The 18,179-nt window shown below is 65.1% G+C and carries 17 protein-coding genes; 9 read left to right on the top strand and 8 right to left on the bottom strand.

Annotated features, from left to right (window positions below):
• The first annotated feature begins 382 nt into the window (after positions 1-382).
• From ACTJLC_RS22290 to ACTJLC_RS22275, 4 genes are all read left to right on the top strand, one after another.
• The gene (locus ACTJLC_RS22290; protein WP_073429494.1) at positions 383-1,225 is read left to right on the top strand and encodes an AAA family ATPase; all 843 of its coding nucleotides are present in this window, start codon (positions 383-385) and stop codon (positions 1,223-1,225) included.
• Positions 1,226-1,318: 93 nt separating this feature from the next.
• On the top strand, positions 1,319-2,494 hold the full coding sequence (locus tag ACTJLC_RS22285) for a vWA domain-containing protein (protein ID WP_310131929.1): 1,176 nt from the start codon (positions 1,319-1,321) through the stop codon (positions 2,492-2,494).
• Between the two features lie 204 nt (positions 2,495-2,698).
• Complete coding sequence (gene tal / locus ACTJLC_RS22280) at positions 2,699-3,652, top strand: transaldolase (RefSeq protein WP_073429493.1); 954 nt, start codon at positions 2,699-2,701, stop codon at positions 3,650-3,652.
• 228 nt (positions 3,653-3,880) lie between these two features.
• Positions 3,881-4,300 (top strand): VOC family protein, encoded by a 420-nt coding sequence (locus tag ACTJLC_RS22275; protein ID WP_073429582.1) that lies wholly within the window; start codon positions 3,881-3,883, stop codon positions 4,298-4,300.
• A 25-nt stretch (positions 4,301-4,325) separates the two neighbouring features.
• Here ACTJLC_RS22275 and ACTJLC_RS22270 read toward each other — a convergent pair whose 3' ends face one another.
• The 6 genes from ACTJLC_RS22270 to ACTJLC_RS22245 form a co-directional block, all read right to left on the bottom strand.
• Positions 4,326-5,450 carry an FUSC family protein gene (locus ACTJLC_RS22270; RefSeq protein WP_073429492.1) on the bottom strand — a complete coding sequence of 375 codons (1,125 nt, stop codon included), beginning with the start codon at positions 5,448-5,450 and terminating at the stop codon, positions 4,326-4,328.
• A gap of 125 nt (positions 5,451-5,575) precedes the next feature.
• Positions 5,576-7,126: a monocarboxylate uptake permease MctP gene (mctP, locus tag ACTJLC_RS22265; protein ID WP_440845140.1), complete on the bottom strand. Its 1,551-nt coding sequence runs from the start codon at positions 7,124-7,126 to the stop codon at positions 5,576-5,578.
• Entirely contained in the window at positions 7,126-7,365 is a 240-nt protein-coding gene (locus tag ACTJLC_RS22260) for a DUF3311 domain-containing protein (protein ID WP_440845138.1), read from the bottom strand. The genes mctP and ACTJLC_RS22260 overlap by 1 nt, the downstream gene beginning before the upstream one ends.
• Before the next feature lie 427 nt (positions 7,366-7,792).
• On the bottom strand, positions 7,793-8,719 hold the full coding sequence (locus tag ACTJLC_RS22255) for a spermidine synthase (RefSeq protein WP_073429489.1): 927 nt from the start codon (positions 8,717-8,719) through the stop codon (positions 7,793-7,795).
• Positions 8,716-9,189 (bottom strand): DNA-deoxyinosine glycosylase, encoded by a 474-nt coding sequence (locus ACTJLC_RS22250; protein ID WP_073429488.1) that lies wholly within the window; start codon positions 9,187-9,189, stop codon positions 8,716-8,718. Before ACTJLC_RS22250 ends, ACTJLC_RS22255 begins: the two co-directional genes overlap by 4 nt.
• The gene (locus ACTJLC_RS22245; RefSeq protein WP_073429487.1) at positions 9,189-9,908 is read right to left on the bottom strand and encodes a chorismate--pyruvate lyase family protein; all 720 of its coding nucleotides are present in this window, start codon (positions 9,906-9,908) and stop codon (positions 9,189-9,191) included. The genes ACTJLC_RS22250 and ACTJLC_RS22245 overlap by 1 nt, the downstream gene beginning before the upstream one ends.
• A gap of 248 nt (positions 9,909-10,156) precedes the next feature.
• Here ACTJLC_RS22245 and ACTJLC_RS22240 point away from each other — a divergent pair, with 248 nt between their 5' ends.
• Positions 10,157-10,663, top strand: a complete 507-nt coding sequence (locus tag ACTJLC_RS22240) for an OmpA family protein (protein ID WP_073429581.1) — start codon at positions 10,157-10,159, stop codon at positions 10,661-10,663.
• Positions 10,664-10,781: 118 nt separating this feature from the next.
• On the opposite strand, the gene htpG is transcribed toward ACTJLC_RS22240, so the two are convergent.
• Together htpG and ACTJLC_RS22230 are read right to left on the bottom strand one after the other, a co-directional pair.
• The gene (gene htpG / locus ACTJLC_RS22235; RefSeq protein WP_440845135.1) at positions 10,782-12,680 is read right to left on the bottom strand and encodes a molecular chaperone HtpG; all 1,899 of its coding nucleotides are present in this window, start codon (positions 12,678-12,680) and stop codon (positions 10,782-10,784) included.
• Positions 12,681-12,798: 118 nt separating this feature from the next.
• Positions 12,799-14,253, bottom strand: a complete 1,455-nt coding sequence (locus ACTJLC_RS22230; protein ID WP_073429485.1) for an aminotransferase-like domain-containing protein — start codon at positions 14,251-14,253, stop codon at positions 12,799-12,801.
• Positions 14,254-14,529: 276 nt separating this feature from the next.
• On the opposite strand from ACTJLC_RS22230, the gene ACTJLC_RS22225 reads away from it, so the two are divergent.
• The 4 genes from ACTJLC_RS22225 (at position 14,530) to ACTJLC_RS22210 (ending at position 18,117) form a co-directional block, all read left to right on the top strand.
• Positions 14,530-15,219 carry a VOC family protein gene (locus ACTJLC_RS22225; RefSeq protein ID WP_073429484.1) on the top strand — a complete coding sequence of 230 codons (690 nt, stop codon included), beginning with the start codon at positions 14,530-14,532 and terminating at the stop codon, positions 15,217-15,219.
• A 76-nt stretch (positions 15,220-15,295) separates the two neighbouring features.
• A complete protein-coding gene (locus ACTJLC_RS22220; protein WP_073429483.1) occupies positions 15,296-16,492 on the top strand; it encodes an aminotransferase-like domain-containing protein in 1,197 nt (398 codons plus the stop codon).
• 60 nt (positions 16,493-16,552) lie between these two features.
• A complete protein-coding gene (locus tag ACTJLC_RS22215) occupies positions 16,553-17,017 on the top strand; it encodes a RidA family protein (RefSeq protein WP_083085278.1) in 465 nt (154 codons plus the stop codon).
• A 197-nt stretch (positions 17,018-17,214) separates the two neighbouring features.
• Entirely contained in the window at positions 17,215-18,117 is a 903-nt protein-coding gene (locus ACTJLC_RS22210) for a PhzF family phenazine biosynthesis protein (RefSeq protein WP_073429481.1), read from the top strand.
• The last annotated feature ends 62 nt before the right edge of the window (positions 18,118-18,179 follow it).

Here is an 18,179-nt window from a genome sequence, read left to right as displayed (position 1 = left end):
GCGACGCCGCGCCGAACGTCCACCGCGCGGGGCCGCGGCGGGTCCGGCTGCCGCAAAGCCACGGCTAGCGCCATTTTGCCGCGCCGCGCCGGGCTTGCACCGGGCTCGCGCGCGGCGCCCGTCGGCATCGTATTGGCGTTGCATCGGCCTTGCATGACTTCGCGCCCGCCATCGGCTGCCGCCGCTCTTGCTCGCGAGCCCGGAACACCCGCCCATCGGCGCCACGGACACGCCTCCGGTCCGTTCGGCAACGCCGCCCGGACGCCCGCATCGCGTACAACAACGCGTACGACATCGCGGCTGCCACCCTACGCGAGCCGCTTCCAAGCCAACAGGCCTTCTGACTTATACTGGGTTTTTTCACCGAAAAGAGCATCTCGCCATGCGTTTCGAAGGCTCATCGCAGTACGTCGCCACCGACGATCTCAAGCTCGCGGTCAACGCCGCGATGACGCTCAAGCGTCCGTTGCTGATCAAGGGCGAACCCGGCACCGGCAAAACCATGCTCGCCGAGGAGGTCGCCGCCGCGCTCGGCATGCCGCTCCTGCAATGGCACATCAAGTCCACCACCAAGGCCCAGCAAGGTCTGTACGAATACGATGCGGTGTCGCGCCTGCGTGATTCGCAACTGGGCGACGAGCGCGTCAAGGACATCGCCAACTACATCGTCAAGGGCGTGCTGTGGCAGGCGTTCGAGTCGGAGCAGCAAACCGTGTTGCTGATCGACGAAGTCGACAAGGCCGACATCGAATTCCCGAACGATCTGCTGCGCGAGCTCGACCGCATGGAGTTCTACGTGTACGAGACGCGTGAGCTGATCCGCGCGAAGCAGCGCCCGCTCGTGATCATCACGTCCAACAACGAGAAAGAGCTGCCCGACGCGTTTTTGCGCCGCTGCTTTTTCCACTACATCAAGTTCCCCGATCCGGCCACGATGCAGCAGATCGTCGAGGTGCATTACCCCGGCATCAAGCAGGAACTGCTTGCCGCCGCGATGCAGAGCTTCTTCGAGTTGCGCAACGTCTCGGGGCTGAAGAAAAAGCCGTCCACGTCGGAACTGCTCGACTGGCTGAAGCTGCTGCTCGCGGAAGACATTCCGCCCGAAGCGCTGCGCTCGTCCGACCAGAAGCAGATCATCCCGCCGCTGCACGGCGCGCTGCTGAAGAACGAGCAGGACGTGAGCCTGTTCGAGCGGCTGATTTTCATGAACCGCAACAATCGTTGAACCACCGTTGAACCGTTGATCGGGCGCCAGCGCCGCGTCGAAGAGCGCATCGCGCCATACACACGCAGCAACCGCCGCCGCACAGGACCCAGCATGCTGATCGACTTTTTCTACTCGCTGCGCGCCGCCAAACTGCCGGTGTCGGTGAAGGAATATCTGACGCTGCTCGAGGCGCTCAAAGCCAACGTGATCGCGCCGTCGATCGACGAGTTCTACTATCTCGCGCGCATCACGCTGGTCAAGGACGAACAGTATTTCGACAAGTTCGACCAGGCGTTCGGCGCGTATTTCAACGGCGTCGCGCTGGCCTCCGAACTCGCCTTCGACATTCCGCTCGACTGGCTGAAGAAGAAGCTGCAACGCGATCTGTCGCCGGAGGAAAAGGCGCAGATCGAGGCAATGGGCGGCCTCGACAAGCTGATGGAGCGTCTCAAGCAACTGTTCGACGAACAGAAAGAGCGTCATGAAGGCGGCAGCAAATGGATCGGCACCGGCGGCACGTCGCCGTTCGGCAATGGCGGCTACAACCCCGAAGGCGTGCGCATCGGCGGCGACGCGGCGGGCAACCGCACGGCCGTCAAGGTGTGGGAAGCGCGCGCCTATCGCGATTACGACGACCAGGTCGAAATCGGCACGCGCAACATCAAGATCGCGCTGCGCCGCTTGCGCCGGTTCGCCCGCGAAGGCGCCGCCGACGAGCTCGATCTGCCCGACACGATCCGCAGCACGGCCGCGAACGCCGGCTGGCTCGACCTGAAGATGGTGCCCGAGCGGCACAACAAGGTGAAGGTGCTGATGCTGCTCGACGTGGGCGGCTCGATGGACGATCACATCAAGCGCACGGAAGAGCTTTTCTCCGCCGCCAAGGCCGAGTTCAAGCACCTCGAGTTCTATTACTTCCACAACTGCGTGTACGACTTCCTGTGGAAGAACAACCGCCGCCGCCACGCCGAGCGCATGCCGACGTGGGACGTGCTGCACAAGTTCACGCCCGACTACAAGCTGATCTTCGTCGGCGACGCGACCATGAGCCCGTACGAAGTGCTGCAACCGGGCGGCTCGGTGGAGTACAACAACGCCGAAGCCGGCGCGGTGTGGCTGCGCCGCCTCGCGGACCATTTCCCGCAGCACGCGTGGCTCAATCCCGAGCCGGAAGGCTTGTGGGCGTACCGGCAGTCCGTCGGCGCGATTCGCGAGGTGCTCGGTCACCGCATGTATCCGCTCACGCTCGCCGGCCTCGAAACCGCGATGCGGATGTTGAGCAAATAGCAGACGCTGAACGGATCGTCCGTGGCAAGTGTCAACACTGCATCAGCCGATCCGCCATAAAATAGAAGCATCCGGCGGCGTTTCCCGGCAACATGGGGCGAACGCCGCAGCGTGACTCGCGGCCACCGGAACCCGTTCGTTTTGATCCGGTGGCGACCTCATTTCTCCTGAACCACGGCGCGCCTGCGCCCTGAAGGCCCGAACATGACAACCGCACTCGACCAACTCAAGCAATACACCACCGTCGTCGCCGATACGGGCGACTTCCAGCAGCTTGCCCAGTACAAGCCGCAAGACGCGACCACCAATCCGTCGCTGATTCTGAAGGCGGTGCAGAAAGACGACTACCGGCCGCTGCTCGAAAAGACCGTGAAAGATCACGCGTCGAAGCCGGTCGGCGCGATCATCGACCAGTTGCTGATCGCGTTCGGCACCGAAATCCTCAAGATCATTCCGGGCCGCGTCTCGACCGAAGTGGACGCGCGCCTGTCGTTCGACGTCGAAGGCTCGATCGCCAAGGGCCGTGAACTCATCGCGCTGTACAAGGACCACGGCATCGAACGCGAACGCGTGCTGATCAAACTGGCTTCCACGTGGGAAGGCATCCGCGCGGCCGAAGTGCTGCAGAAGGAAGGCATCCGCTGCAACATGACGCTGCTGTTCTCGCTCGCGCAGGCCGCGGCCTGTGCCGAAGCCGGCGCGCAACTGATCTCGCCGTTCGTCGGCCGCATTTACGACTGGTACAAGAAGAACGCCGGCAGCGCGTGGGACGAAGCGAAAGACGGCGGCGCGAACGATCCGGGCGTGAAGTCGGTGCAGCGCATCTACGCGTACTACAAGAAGTTCGGCTACAAGACCGAGGTGATGGGCGCGAGCTTCCGCACCACCAGCCAGATTCTGGAACTGGCCGGCTGCGATCTGCTGACCATCAGCCCGGACCTGCTGCAAAAGTTGCACGAGAGCACCGACAAGGTGGAGCGCAAGCTGTCGGCGGACATCGCCAGGGACACGGACATCGAACGCGTGCCGGTCGACGAATCGTCGTTCCGTTTCCTCGTCAACGACGAAGCGATGGCGACCGAAAAGCTCGCCGAAGGCATCCGCGCGTTCGCGGCGGACGCCGTGAAACTGGAAAAGCTGATCGAAGCGCTGCGTTAAAAATCACTGCGTTAAGGTCGTCCGAAGCATGCGGCCCTGAGCCTTGCGGTTCAGGGCCGCATGCCGTTTACGAACGACTTTTCGCACGCGCCGGGGAACCCCGCTTCCTACGACTTAAAGTCACAACTGCCCCCGCAACGGGCGACTACAATCGTCTGCACGCCCGCTCGCTCGCCGCTCGTGGGCGGGGAACGCGGCGCCGCTCATTTCACGTTCACGGAGACGATCATGCAAGTTCAACCCTATGTGTTTTTCAACGGCCGCTGCGAGGAAGCGCTCACCTATTACGGCAAGCATCTCGGCGCGGAAGTGACGTTCATGATGCGCTTCAAGGACGCGCCGCCCGACCCGCAGAATCCGCCGCGCGCTGGTCTCGAAGACAAGATCATGCACGCCAACGTCAAGCTCGGCGCGAGCCAGTGGATGGCGTCGGACGGTCATTGCGATCCCGATGCGCCCCCCATGAGCGGCTTCAGCCTGTCGCTGACCGTCGAGGATCCCGCATCCGCCCAGCAATATTTCAATGCGCTCGCCGACGGCGGCCAGGTGCTGATGCCCTGGGGCGCGACGTTCTGGAGCAAGGGCTTCGGGATGACGGTGGACCGCTTCGGTTTGACGTGGATGGTGACGCTGCCGCCGCAGGTTTGAGCGCCGTGCCGGTTACCCCGGCAAGTCAAGCGTTCAGCAACGCCCGCGGTTGCCGCTCGATATTCCAGTTCGGCTCGGTTTCCAGCAATAGCGCGCGCAACCGGTCCACCTGCTCGGCGAGCCGCTGCCCGAGCCAGTAGGGCCCCTGCAAATCGGGCGGCAACCCGAGCGCCGCGCCGCCGTGCGTCTGCGCGAGCGGCGACGCGGCCGGAATGCCGGGGCGCGTCGCGCGGCCAAAGCGCAAGCCGCGCGCCGTTGCCAGCAGAATCGTCCGCACGGCGCGCACCTCCGCGCCGGATTGCCCGGCATACGCGGCACGCGCCACCGCATCGGCGTGCATCAGCGGACCGGTCGCGAGCAACTCCAGCGAACTGAGCACCGAGCGGTGCAGCCGCTGAATCTCCTCGAGCCGCGCCTGCGGCACGTCGACCTCCTTCGCCACCGAAGGCATCAACGAGCGCAACTGCACGAGCCGCCGATTGATTTGCAGAAAGCGCTTGACCTGCTCCTCCTCGCCGATCGGCGCGCCCTCAAGCAAACGCGTGTAGATGCGCGCGCATTCGCGCAGATTGGTGGCGATCCCGTAACGCCACGAATACGTCGCATACAGCGGCAGCGCGAACGAAAACGCCAATGCGATCACGATGCCGATCAGCACGTTCAGCGTGCGCCACAGCCCGACGTCGATCTGGTTGTCGCCGTGGCCCGCGACGATGCACATCGTGATCGCCGTCAATAGCCCGATATAGCCGGACGAACCGACCGCGAACCACGCGCAGATCGCCGCGAAGACCGACATCAACAGGTACGTGAGCGGCAGCGAGCCGAGCAGATTCTGCTGCACGATCAGCAGGAGCCCGATCGACGCTCCGAGCAACGTCCCCGCGGCCCGCTCGGCCGCCTTCTTGCGGATGTTGCCGTGATGCTGCAAGCCGCCGATCACCACCAGCAGCGTCACCGACGCCCAGACGCCGTGCGGGATATCGATCCCCGTGGTGGCGAGAATCGACACGATCATCGCGAGGCCGACGCGCAGACTGTGCAGCACCTTGGCATGGCGATAGCGGTAGTACGGGGACGTGATCGCGCGCAGCGCGCGGCTGATAGCCGAGCGGCGTCGAATCGCGGTAGGGGAATCGGCAGAAGCCATGAGCCCGGCGGAGTGTGTTGAAGGACGGTCCCGCTATCGTGCCCTGGAGTGCGCCCAGAAGACAAACGCCCGCAAACTTTCGTCCGCGGGCGTTGCGCCTTCCACTTGCCGGACAGGCGCGCGGCTTAGTTTTCCACCACGTCCAGATAATCCTCGGGACGCGTGCGATCTTCGGCGCGCTGCATGCCCAATGCGCGCACCAGCAGGCTCACCAGCACCGACACCACCAGATTCACGACCAGCGACCACACCGCCGCATAGCCCGGAATCGCCATGCCGAACAGGTGGATCGTGAAGATCGAACTCGCCAGCTTCAGCGAAATCGCCATCCACGTACCGGTTGCGATGCCGGCCGCCCAACCGGCCAGCAGGCCGCGATAGTCGAGCACGCGCGTGTACAGACCCAGCACGATCGCCGGCAGCGTCTGGATGATCCAGATGCCGCCCAGCAGTTGCAACTGGATCGCGTAGGTGAGCGGCAGGCCGAGAATGAACGCCACCGCGCCGACCTTGACGATCAGCGAGACCAGCTTCGCGACATTGGTCTCCTGGTCGTGCGTCATGTTGCGGTTGACGAACTCCTTATGGATGTTGCGCGTGTACAGGTTGGCTGCCGCGATCGACATGATCGCCGCCGGCACCAGCGCGCCGATGCCGATCGCCGCGAACGCCACGCCGACGAACCACGACGGGAAGAAGTGCAGGAACAACGCCGGCACCGCGAAGTTCGGGCCGAACGCCTTGAAGTACGGCGCGAATTCCGGCGTGTCCTTCACGCCCGAGGCGAGCGCCATGAAGCCGAGCAGCGCGAGCAGGCCGAGCACCAGCGAGTAGGCCGGCAGCATCGCCATGTTGCGGCGGATCGTGTTGCCCGAATTCGACGACAGCACCGCGGTGATCGAGTGCGGGTACAGGAACAGCGCGAGCGCCGAGCCCACCGCGAGCGTCGCGTAGGCGCTGTAGCCGTTCAGGCTCGATACGTCCGGCGCCTTCAGCAGCAGCTTGGCCGGCGGCACCGTGCTGAAGATATGGCCGAAGCCGCCCAGTTGCGGCGGAATCACGATGACCGCGGCAAAGATCGTGACGTAGATCAGGATGTCCTTGACCACCGCGATCATGGCGGGCGCGCGCAAGCCCGAGGTGTACGTGTACGCCGCGAGGATCGCGAATGCGATGATGAGCGGCAGATCGCCGACGAAGCCCTGCGTGTCGAAGCCGAGCGCGCCGATCACCACTTCGATACCGACCAGTTGCAGCGCGATGTACGGCATGGTCGCGAGAATGCCCGTGACCGCGACCGCCAGCGCGAGCATGCGGCTGCCGTAGCGCGCCGAGACGAAGTCCGCCGATGTCACATAGCCCTGGCGCTTGGCGATGCTCCACAGTTTCGGGAACACGACGAACGCGAACGGATAGATCAGGATCGTGTAGGGCAGCGCGAAGAAGCCGGTCGCGCCCGCGCCGAACACCAGTGCCGGCACCGCGATGAAGGTGTAGGCCGTGTACAGGTCGCCACCCAGCAGAAACCACGTGACGATGGTGCCGAAGCGCCGCCCGCCGAGGCCCCACTCTTCCAGATGGGCGAGATCGCCGCGCCGCCAGTGAGCCGCGACAAAACCGAGGATCGTGACGCCGATGAAAAACAGCACGAAGACGAAAGTTGCAATCGCGTTCATTAGCGTGCGCCTCCTTGCGAGCCGCCCGTCGAACGGGTCTTGGTCTTGAAGTACACGAGCGCCGTGATGACCGCGCTGATCAGCACCCACAGGAGCTGATACCAGTAGAAGAACGGAAACTCGAACAGTTGCGGTTCGACCTTGTTGTATGACGGCACCCAGATCATCGCGAGCCAGGGCAACAGCAGCAACCAGAGCCAGTGCTTGCTGGCCTTGTTCGCGTCGGCGTCGTGAGCCATGACGTCTCCTCTTCCCTATTATTGAAATGTTGGTCCGTGTTTGACGGGTGGCGGTTCTCCCGCGGAGGGTCGCCCCGCGGATGGCCACGGGCACCCCGAAAGCCTCGAAAGAGTATAGGAGCCGCAAAGGTGTGGTCAAGCAGGGGCGACCCGAGGCGGGATCGGGGTTTCGGCGAGGGTGAAAAGCGTTGATGCGCCGAGGGCGCAGACGGTTGATGCGTGCAGGGCGGCCGTCTCAGGCGACCGCCGTAACGAGGACCGCGGGTGCAGCGAGGGCCGCGATGGCCCCGATAGGCCCGACAGCGAGCGCCGCCGACGACCCGCCGTGCGGCACGCCGGTTGCTCGATGCGCGCCACCGGATGGCGGCGACCGTCGCGCGGGCGCAACGGGCGGATTGCGATTCGCCGCTGCCGCTGCGCCTGCCGATCAGATCGAGAACGAGGCGCCTGTCTGCCCGGACGATTCCTGTAGACCCTTGATCCACTTGCGCGCCGGCAAACCGAGTTCCGCTTCGATCAGTCTCGCGCGCGCCTGCAGCGCCGCGAACGGCACCTCCAGCGCCGGGCCCGAAAACGCGATCGCGATGCGATTGCCGTCATGCACTTCCGGCAGCGCGACCACGCGGCCGTCGAAGGCTTCGTTCAGGCGCTTCATGTTGCGCACGAAGCTCGGGTGGTCGCCGAACAGGTTCACCGTCACCACGCCGGCCTCGGTCAGACACGCGCGCACCGCACGATAGAAGCCGACGCTATCCAGCACCGGACCCCGCGCGGTCGCATCGTAGACGTCGATTTGCAACGCGCCGATCGTGCCGTGATTGGCGCCGTCGTTGACGAAGTCCCACGCGTCCGCTTCGTGCACGGTGAGGCGCGCATCGTCGTGCGGCAACTCGAACATCGTGCGCGCGGCCACCACCACAGCGGGGTTCAATTCGACTGCCTCGACCTTCGCGCGCTTCAGAAAGCGGTACGCGAACTTGGTCAGCGCCGCGGCGCCGAGCCCGAGCTGGACGATGCGCTTCGGCGTTTCGATGAACAGCAGCCAGGCCATCATCTGCTGCGCGTATTCGAGTTCGATGTGATCCGGCTTGCGCAGACGCATCGCGCCTTGCACCCATTCCGTGCCGAAATGCAGGAAGCGCACGCCGCCTTCTTCCGAGAACGTGACCGGCGCGAAACGCGGCTTGCGCGGCGCTTCGATTTGCGGCGCGTCGCGTAGGTCGTCGTCGCGTGACGCGCGTTTTCTGTTGTTGCGCACTGCGTGGTGTTGATGGTGTTTATCGCCGGCGGCGTCCGCGTCCCGATTGCGGAAGGCACGCGCTTCAGCGGAAGCGCGCTTGATCAATTTCGTCATGTAAGGATGTCGCGCCAAAGACGCAATTTTTGGTCGAACGAGAGCATAGCATTCGCCGGACTCGACGAAGGCAACATCACAGTGGCATAGCCCGCCGCGCCGATCACCGGCGCAAAGCGGCCCGCCGTCTTGCCGTTGAAGCACACCTTCTTCAACAGCGGCGCGTGCTCGCGCAGCGAAGCGAAGTCGTTCGGTAGCGCGTTGCGAATCGCCGCATCCAGACTGCCCTCGCGATGGCACGCGGCCAGCACGTCCCACACGCCGATGCCGTGGGCGAGCACGCGTCGCAGCCGCTCTTCGTAGGCGAGTTCGGCGAGCGGTTCCTCGAGTACGGTGCCAAGGAGCCGCCAGAACTGATTGCGCGGATGCGCGTAATACTGCGTCGCCGCGAGCGACGCTTCACCGGGAAAGCTGCCGAGAATCAGCGTATGCGTGTCCGCCGCGACGACGGGAGGAAAGCCTTGCAGCATCAGCGGCTCCGTTCGTCGGACGCGCGCGCCGCCGGATGCGCGAGCGAAGCGGTGTGTTCGAGCGAACGGCCATGTTCGCGCACGCGCGGATGCGCCGCGCGCGGAACGGCTGCGGACCGCTCGCCCACCTCGGCAGAATCGGACAACGCAGACGACGCGGCCAACGCGGCCAGATGCGCCCACAGCGCGGGCAACATGCATTCGGTCACCATCAGCGGCGCGCCCTGACGCTCGAACACCGAGCGGCGCGCGACCAGCGCATGCGGCGGGCGGCCTGCAACTTCACGCACCGCCAACCGGTACAACGGATGACGCGCGGTCAATCTGCGGCTCACCAGCGACGAACGCGCGACGCTGCTATCGCTATAGAGCAACTCCGCGAGCGGCCGCGTGCGCAAGCGCCGCGTCGCCTGCCACACGCCGACGCTCGCGGCGAGCGGCGCGACGCTATGCGCCGCGACGAACGGCACGCCGTCGACCGACAGCGCCACTTCCCGCACCCACACCGGCGCACGCGGCGCGAGACCGAGCGCGGCATGCTCGTCGGCCCACGGCAAGGCGACGCCTTCGCGCGTGACGCGCACCGCGACCGCGCCGAGCGCGCGCAGATGCGCGGTCAGTGAACCGCCACGGGTCAGCCAGTCTTTCTGATCGGCACTCAGGCCGGCTAAGGGAGCGACGCGCCAGTGGGCGTCGGCGGCATCGAAACGGATGGACATGGTGTCGGATTATAGCGGCGCGACTGTACGGGGATTGCTTGGCCTCGCCGATCTTCCTGCAGCAAGTTTCATCGACGACTACGCGTGCGGTGACGCGCCTCGACGAGATCGCCGGTTTCGGACAGTTCCGATTCTCGGTCAGCAACGACGCGCGATAAAACCGTCGTGCTTGACAAGCTCGGCGGTTCGCCCGAGATCGAAGGGCACGCCATGTGACCGGATCATGAAGAGGAGATGAGATGAAAAAGATGAAACCATTCCTGAGCGCAACGGCTTGCGCGATGTCGGTTCTGCTCGTAACGGGTTGCGCATCCCGGTTGGACCGCGATCACGAAACCTCGCTGAACAAGGCGGTCGGCATCGAGGTGGCGCCGGTCGCGAGCGGCGTCGCGGTCAAGCTGCCCGAAACCGCGCTGTTCGAGTTCGGCAAGTCGGAAGTGCGCGGCGATGCCCAGGCGGTCGTCGATCGCTCGGCTGTTCTGCTCAAGCGCAGCAAGAAGCCGATCATCGTCGAGGGATACACCGATAACGTCGGCACCCTCGAATACAACCAGCGGCTTTCCGAAGCGCGGGCGACCGCCGTGGGTCATGAACTGGTGGAGCGCGGCGTGCCGATCGACCGCATCCGTACCAAGGGCAACGCCTACAACGATCCGGTGGCGAGCAACGATACGGTCGAAGGACGCGCGCTGAACCGTCGCACCGAGATCATCGTGCGGGGCGAGACGATGGATACGTTGATGGGCAAGAAGTAAATCGCGGCCGCGGTCGCGGCCAAAAATCGCGGCCAAAAAAAATGCGCTGCCGCGGCAGCGCATTTCTTCAACCCATTTTCAACCACGAAGCGTCAAATACGACGCCCCCGGCGCACCCTCAACTCGCGCGCGCCAGCAACAACGCATTGGTGCGCTTCACGAAGCTCGCCGGATCTTCCAGCGCACCGCCTTCGGCCAGCAAGGCCTGGTCGAACAGCAGATGACACCAGTCGTCGAAATTCGCGCCGTCCGCCTGCAAGCCCTTCACCAGCGCATGCTCCGGATTCACTTCGAGAATCGGATGGAACGACGGCGCTTGCTGCCCCGCGGCCTTCAGCATGCGTTGCAGGTAACCGCTCATTTCGCCGTCGTCGGCGACGAGGCATGAGGGCGAATCGGTCAGGCGGAACGTCAGGCGCACGTCCTTGGCCTTGTCCTTGAGCGCTTCCTTCATCTTCTCGACGAGCGGCTTGAACTCCTCGCCGACTTTCTCCTGCGCCTGCTTTTCCTCGTCGTTCAACGCGCCCAGATCGAGATCGCCGCGCGCGACGCTTTGCAGCGGCTTGCCGTCGAATTCGTTGAGGAACGACAGCATCCACTCGTCCACGCGATCGGTCAGCAGCAAGACTTCCACGCCCTTCTTGCGGAACACTTCGAGATGCGGGCTATGGGTCGCGGCCTGCCAGGTGTCGGCGGTCACGTAGTAGATCTTCGTTTGCTCGGGCTTCATGCGCGCGACGTAATCGGCGAGCGACACGGTCTGCTCCGGCGATTCGGTATGCGTCGACGCGAAGCGCAGGAGCTTCGCAACGCGCTCGCGGTTGGCGAAGTCCTCGCCGACGCCTTCCTTCAGCACCTGGCCGAATTCCTTCCAGAAGCCGGCGTATTTTTCCTTATCGGCGTCGTTATCCGAATGGGCCAGATCCTCGAGCATCGACAGCGCGCGCTTGGTCACGCCCTCGCGGATCGCCTTCACGTCACGGCTTTCCTGCAGGATTTCGCGCGACACGTTGAGCGGCAGATCGCTCGAATCGACCACGCCCTTCACGAACCGCAGATAGGCGGGCAGCAGTTGCTCCGCGTCGTCCATGATGAACACGCGCTTCACGTACAGCTTCAGACCGCCGCGATGATCGCGGTTCCACATGTCGAACGGCGCGTGGCTCGGCACGTACAGCAATTGCGTGTACTCGCTGCGGCCCTCGACGCGGTTATGCGTCCACGTGAGCGGGTCCTGATGATCGTGCGAGAGGTGCTGATAGAACAGCTTGTACTGCTCGTCGGTGATGTCGTTCTTCGAACGGGTCCAGAGCGCGCTCGCCTGATTGACGGTCTCGTCCTCGTCCTTCGTGACCATCTCGCTCTTTTCCGCGTCCCATTCTTCCTTCTTCATCAGGATCGGCAGCGCGACGTGGTCCGAATACCGCTGAATGATCGACTTCAGACGATGCGACGACAGCAGTTCATCTTCATCGGCACGCAGATGCAGCGTGATGGTCGTGCCGCGCGCCGCCCGTTCGATCTGCTCGACGGCGAAATCGCCCTCGCCCGCGCTTTGCCAGCGCACGCCCTCGGCGGCCGGCAAACCGGCGCGGCGCGTTTCCACCGTGATCTTGTCCGCGACGATGAAGCCCGAATAGAAGCCCACGCCGAACTGGCCGATCAGCGCCGCGTCTTTCTGCTGGTCGCCGGAGAGCTTGCCGAAGAATTCCTTGGTGCCCGAGCGCGCGATCGTGCCGAGGTGCGCGATCGCTTCATCGCGGCTCATGCCGACGCCGTTGTCGTCGATCGTGACGGTGCGCGCGGCCTTGTCGTACGAGACGCGAATGCGCAGATTCGGATCGTTCTCGTACAGCGCGTTGTTTTCGATCGCTTCGAAGCGCAGCTTGTCGGCCGCGTCGGACGCGTTCGAAATCAGCTCGCGCAGAAAGATCTCCTTGTTGCTGTACAGCGAATGGATCATCAGGTGCAGAAGCTGTTTCACTTCTGCCTGAAAGCTCATGGTTTCTTGTGCCATGGTCGGACTTCCTCTCTGTTGCGAATGGGGTTCGGGTCGGGCGTGGCGCGAAACCAGGGACGCCTGGGGGCGCCGGCCGCCGGATCGTCCGTCTAGCTGGGGGCGCCCCGGCGCGGTTTCAAGAGGCGCGGCGCGCGACGCCGTCGAGATAGCGGCACAGGAAGGTCGCCAGTTCGGGATCGCCGCAGTTGGCGATATTGAAGCGCATCCAAGTGGTGGGCGACTGCTGCGGCGAAAAAAGGCTCCCCGGCGTCAGCAGAAAGCCGGCTTCGTGGCCGGCGGCGGCCAGCGCGCCGGCGTCCACGCCGGTGTCGGCCCACAAAAACATGCCCGCGGTGGGCGTGAGGAATAGCTTCAGGCCGGTCTTCTCCAGCATCCGCACCGACTTTTCGCGCACCCCGTCGAGCCGCGCGCGCAAGCGCTCCACATGCCGGCGGTAATGGCCTTCGGTGAGGATCTTGTAGAGCACACGCTCGTTCAGCTCGGGGCTCGTCATGCCGACCAGCATCTTCTGATCGCTGACCGCCCGTGCCACCTCCGGCGCGCACGCGATGAAACCGACGCGCAGATTCGGCGCGAGCGTCTTCGAAAAGCTGCCGAGATAGATCACGCGCTTGAGCTGATCGAGGCTCGCGAGGCGCGTGCCCGGATAGCTCGGCGGGCAGAGATCGCCGTAAATATCGTCCTCGACGACGATGAAGTCATAGGCTTCGGCGAGGCGCAGGATGCGAAACGCCTGCGCCGCCGTGAGCGACGTGCCGGTCGGGTTCTGCAGCACCGAATTGATCACCAGCATCTTCGGCCGCCAGGTTTGCACCAGCGATTCGAGCGCGTCGAGGTCGGGGCCGTCCGGCGTATACGGCATGCCGACGAGCCGCGCGCCCTGCGACGCGAAGCGCCCGAACATCTGGAACCAGGCCGGATCGCCGACGATCACCGCATCGCCCGCCTTCACGTAGATGCGCGAAATCAGGTCGATCGCCTGCGTGATGCCGGACACCATCACGATCTGGTCGGGCGACGCGCCGATCTCCAGCTCCTCCAGCCGCGTCTGCAACTGCTGGCGCAACGGCAAAAACCCCTGCGGCGTGCCGATGCCGAGCATCTGCGCGCCGCTCTGCCGGCCCAGCGTGCGCAGCGCGTTGGTGATCAGGTCGCCGTCGAGCCAGCGTGCCGGCAGATAGCCCAGCCCCGGACTGCGCTCGGGGCGCGCGCCGGTATGCAGCATATTGCGCAGCAGCCACACGACGTCGATCGTGGCCGGCGCGGGCGCGGCTTCGGCGATCCGGTGAATCTCGGCGGATGCCGCGCCGGCGAGCCGCTCGCGCACGTAGAAGCCCGAACCGCGCCGCGACTCCAGAAACCCTTGCGCCACCAGCCGCTCGTAGGCCTCCACCACGGTGAAGCGCGACACGCCTTTGTCGAGCGCGAGCTTGCGGATCGACGGCATGCGCATGCCGGGGCGGAACACGCGCTCCTCGATGCGGCGGCGGGCCCACTGCACGAGCTGCTCGACCAGCGTCAGCGAGGCGGTGTCGTGCGGGGCGGGAATCTGGGCAAGCGGGACGGACATGACGAGCTCCAACTGTACCGAATAGTATCGAAGCGATTGTACCGTTACTGTGCAGGTCAGCGCCGCTACATTCGAGATGAAAGAAGGATGACCGGAGCGGCTGCAACGACACTTCGCGGCACACCACCGCTCGCGGGCCGATCAGGTCCGGGCGGCTCCGAACCCCATCCGCATGGCCCGCCGATCCGGCAAACGGTTATGCTTACGACCCCGGCAGCGCCACCGCCACACCCGGCCCGCTCCGGCTCACCGCAGAAAACCGTTGCTCGATCCGTCATGACTGCTCATCCGCTCCAGCTCGACCATCTCGTGATTTCCGCCCGTACCCTCGACGAGGGCACGCAGTACGTCGCCGACACGCTCGGCATCGCACCGTCCGGCGGCGGCGCGCATCCGCTGATGCGCACGCACAACCGCCTGTTGAACCTGTGGGGCGGCGTGTACCTGGAGGTGATCGCAGCCGATCCGCAGGCCGCCGAACCCGCCGACGGCGCCGCGCCGCGCGCCCGTCTGTTCGCCCTCGACGACCCGGCGACGCACGCGCGGCTCGAAAAAGGGCCGTACCTGTCGCACTGGGTCGCTCGGGTCGATCGGCCGAAACGCCTTTCGACGTGGCAAGCGCAGTATCCGCAGCGCATTCCGCCGATCGTGCCGATGACGCGCGGCGATTTCACATGGGGCCTGTCCGTGCCCGACGACGGTGCGTTTCCCGGCTGGCAAGGCGCGGGCGACGGCGTGCTGCCCTCGCTGATCCAATGGGATACGCCGCGGCATCCGTCGGCGGTCTTGCCGGAAACCGGCATTGCGTTGAAGGCCCTGAAAGCCGCGCATCCCCAGGCCGACACGGTGGCGGCGCAGTTGCGTTGGCTGGGCGCGGCGCATCTGATCGAACTGCGGCCGACCGACGGCGCGCCCGCGTTGAGCGCGGAATTCGAAACGCCCGACGGTCCGCGGACCCTTGCATAAGCAGCGCGCGCGGGTCGTCGACTCGCGCGATAATCGAAGTTTTTGAACGGTTCCAGAGACACCAGCAGAGGAAACCATGGACCAAAGCGACTTGAAAGCCCCCACGTGGCAACTGTCCGAGCGCGCACGCAAGCTCACGAGCTCGGCGATCCGCGAGATCCTGAAGGTCACGGAACGGCCCGAAGTCATTTCGTTCGCGGGCGGCCTGCCCTCGCCAGCCACCTTCCCGGCCGAACGCATGCGCGAAGCGTCCGACCGCATTCTGCGCGACGCGCCCGCCGCGGCGCTGCAATACAGCGCGACGGAGGGCTATCTGCCGTTGCGTGAATGGGTCGCGCGGCGCTATTCGGTGAACGGCGCGCAGATTCGTCCCACGCAGGTGCTGATCACGACCGGCTCGCAGCAAGCGCTCGATCTGCTCGGCAAAGTGCTGGTGTGCCCGGACAGCCCGGTGCTGGTCGAAACGCCGACCTACCTCGGCGCGCTGCAATCGTTCTCGATGTACGAGCCGCGCTACGTGCAGGTGCCGACGGACGAACAAGGCCTGATCCCCGAAACGCTCACGCCCGAACTGACCGCCGGAGCGCGCCTGTTGTACGCGCAGCCGAACTTCCAGAATCCGACGGGCCGCCGCCTGCCGGTGGAACGCCGCCGCGCGCTCGCCGAGTTCGCGAAGACCGCGCCGTTCCCGGTGATCGAAGACGATCCCTACGGCGCGCTCGACTACGCGGGCGAGCCGCTGCCCACCATGCTGTCGATGGCGCCCGACCATATCGTCCACCTCGGTTCGTTCTCGAAGGTGCTGGCGCCGGGTCTGCGGGTCGGCTACATCATCGCGCCCGAAGAGTTGATCTTCAAACTCGTGCAGGCCAAGCAGGCCACCGATCTTCACACGCCGAGCTTCACGCAGCGCATCGTGTACGAAGTGATCAAGGACGGCTTCCTCGACACGCATGTGCCCACCATTCGCGAGCTGTATCGCGCTCAATGCGCGGCCATGCTCGCGTCGCTCGAACGCTATATGCCCGAGGGCGTGAGCTGGAACCGTCCGGAAGGCGGCATGTTCATCTGGGTGAATCTGCCCGCGCAAATCGACAGCATGAAGCTGCTGGCGGAAGCCGTCGCGCAGAACGTCGCGTTCGTGCCGGGTGGTCCGTTCTTTGCAAACGAGGCGCAGCACAATACGCTACGTCTGTCCTTCGTCACGGTGCCGCCGGCACGAATCGACGAAGGCGTGTCGCGTCTCGCCGCGCTGATCCGCGCGAAGATCTAAGCAACCTAGGCGGCCTCGTCCGCCGGGTTACCCGATTCCACTACCGAACAAGGACACGACATGGCTCAAACGAATGTGTACGACAAGCTCAAGGAACTGGGCATTGAATTGCCGAGCGCGGGCGCGCCGGCAGCGGCCTATGTGATGAGCGCGCAAAGCGGCAACACGGTGTACCTGTCCGGGCACATCGCGAAGAAAGACGGCAAGGTATGGGCCGGCAAGCTCGGCGCCACGCTCACCACCGAGGAAGGCAAGGCCGCGGCACGCTCGATCGCCGTCGACCTGCTCGCCACCCTGCACGCGCACGTCGGCGATCTGAATCGCGTCACGCGCATCGTCAAGCTAATGAGCCTCGTCAACTCGACGCTGGAATTCACCGAGCAGCATCTCGTCACCAACGGCGCGTCCGAATTGATCGCCGACGTGTTCGGCGAGCGCGGCAAGCATGCGCGCTCGGCATTCGGCGTGGCGCAGATTCCGCTTGGCGCATGCGTCGAGATCGAGATGATCGCTGAAGTCGAATAAACGCTCGACCGGCCGGACGGCATAAGAAAACCGGCTCAGGCCGGTAGCCGGCCCATCAGGCAAGCTGTAAAAAACGCGTCGTGAGGTGGTGGCCACCCGCGGCGCGTTCCGCATTTGTGGCGAGGTGGATCGTTCCTTCATCAACGGATAGAATCCGCGAACCATAGCCATCTGCCGGCTTCGCCGGATCGCGCCCGATGCTCCTCAACACCGTTCGCTTCAAACAGGTCGACGTGTTCACGTCGGTGCCGTTCAAAGGCAATCCGCTCGCCGTCGTGTTCGATGCCGATGCGCTCGACGCGGACCAGATGCAAGCCATCGCGCACTGGACCAACCTCTCCGAAACGACGTTCCTGTTGAAACCGACAGACCCGGCCGCCGACTATCGCGTGCGGATCTTCACCACGCAGGGCGAACTGCCGTTCGCCGGCCATCCCACGCTCGGCACCGCGCATGCGCTGCTCGAAAGCGGCTATCAGCCGAAGCAGGCCGGCAAGCTGGTGCAGCAATGCGGCGTGGGGCTCGTCGAATTGAAGGCGCTAGCCGGATCGGGCGGCGAGGACAACAGCGCCTGGGCCTTCGCCGCGCCGCCCGCGCGCGTCACGCCGCTTGCCGAGGCGCGCTACGCCGCGTTGTCCGCGGCCTTGCGTAGCAATGCGATCGACTTCAGCGCACCGCCCTGCGCGGTCGACAATGGTGCGCCGTGGCTCGTGGTGCGCCTCAAATCGGCGCGCGATTGCCTCGCGCTCGAACCCGACGCCGCCGCGCTCGCCGAGATCGTGCATTCGGTCGATACCCACGGCGTCGCCGTCTACGGCCCGCACGAGGTAGGCGATCCGGCCACCTTCGAGGTGCGCTGCCTGATGGCAGGCGGCAGCTTCGGCGTCGGCGAGGATCCGGTGACAGGCAGCGCCAATGCCGCGCTCGCCGGCTTGCTGAGCGCCCAGCAGTTGCGCCCTGGCACGCGCTATACCGCTCGCCAGGGCACCGTGCTGGGCCGCGCGGGCAAGGTGTCGGTGCACTACGACGACGCAAACGGCAAGACATGGATCGGCGGCTCCTCCGCCACGATCGTCGATGGCACGTGCCGCCTGGGATGAACGGCGCGGGCCGCGACGCTCCTGGACTGCGCGCAAGGCGCGAGGCTTCCACCACCCAGGTT

The sequence above is a fragment of the Paraburkholderia sp. 22099 genome, assembly GCF_052045835.1.
Classification (GTDB): domain Bacteria; phylum Pseudomonadota; class Gammaproteobacteria; order Burkholderiales; family Burkholderiaceae; genus Paraburkholderia; species Paraburkholderia terricola.
The sequence above is the reverse complement of the archived record's forward strand: the minus strand, read 5'-3'. Positions and strand labels throughout refer to the sequence as shown.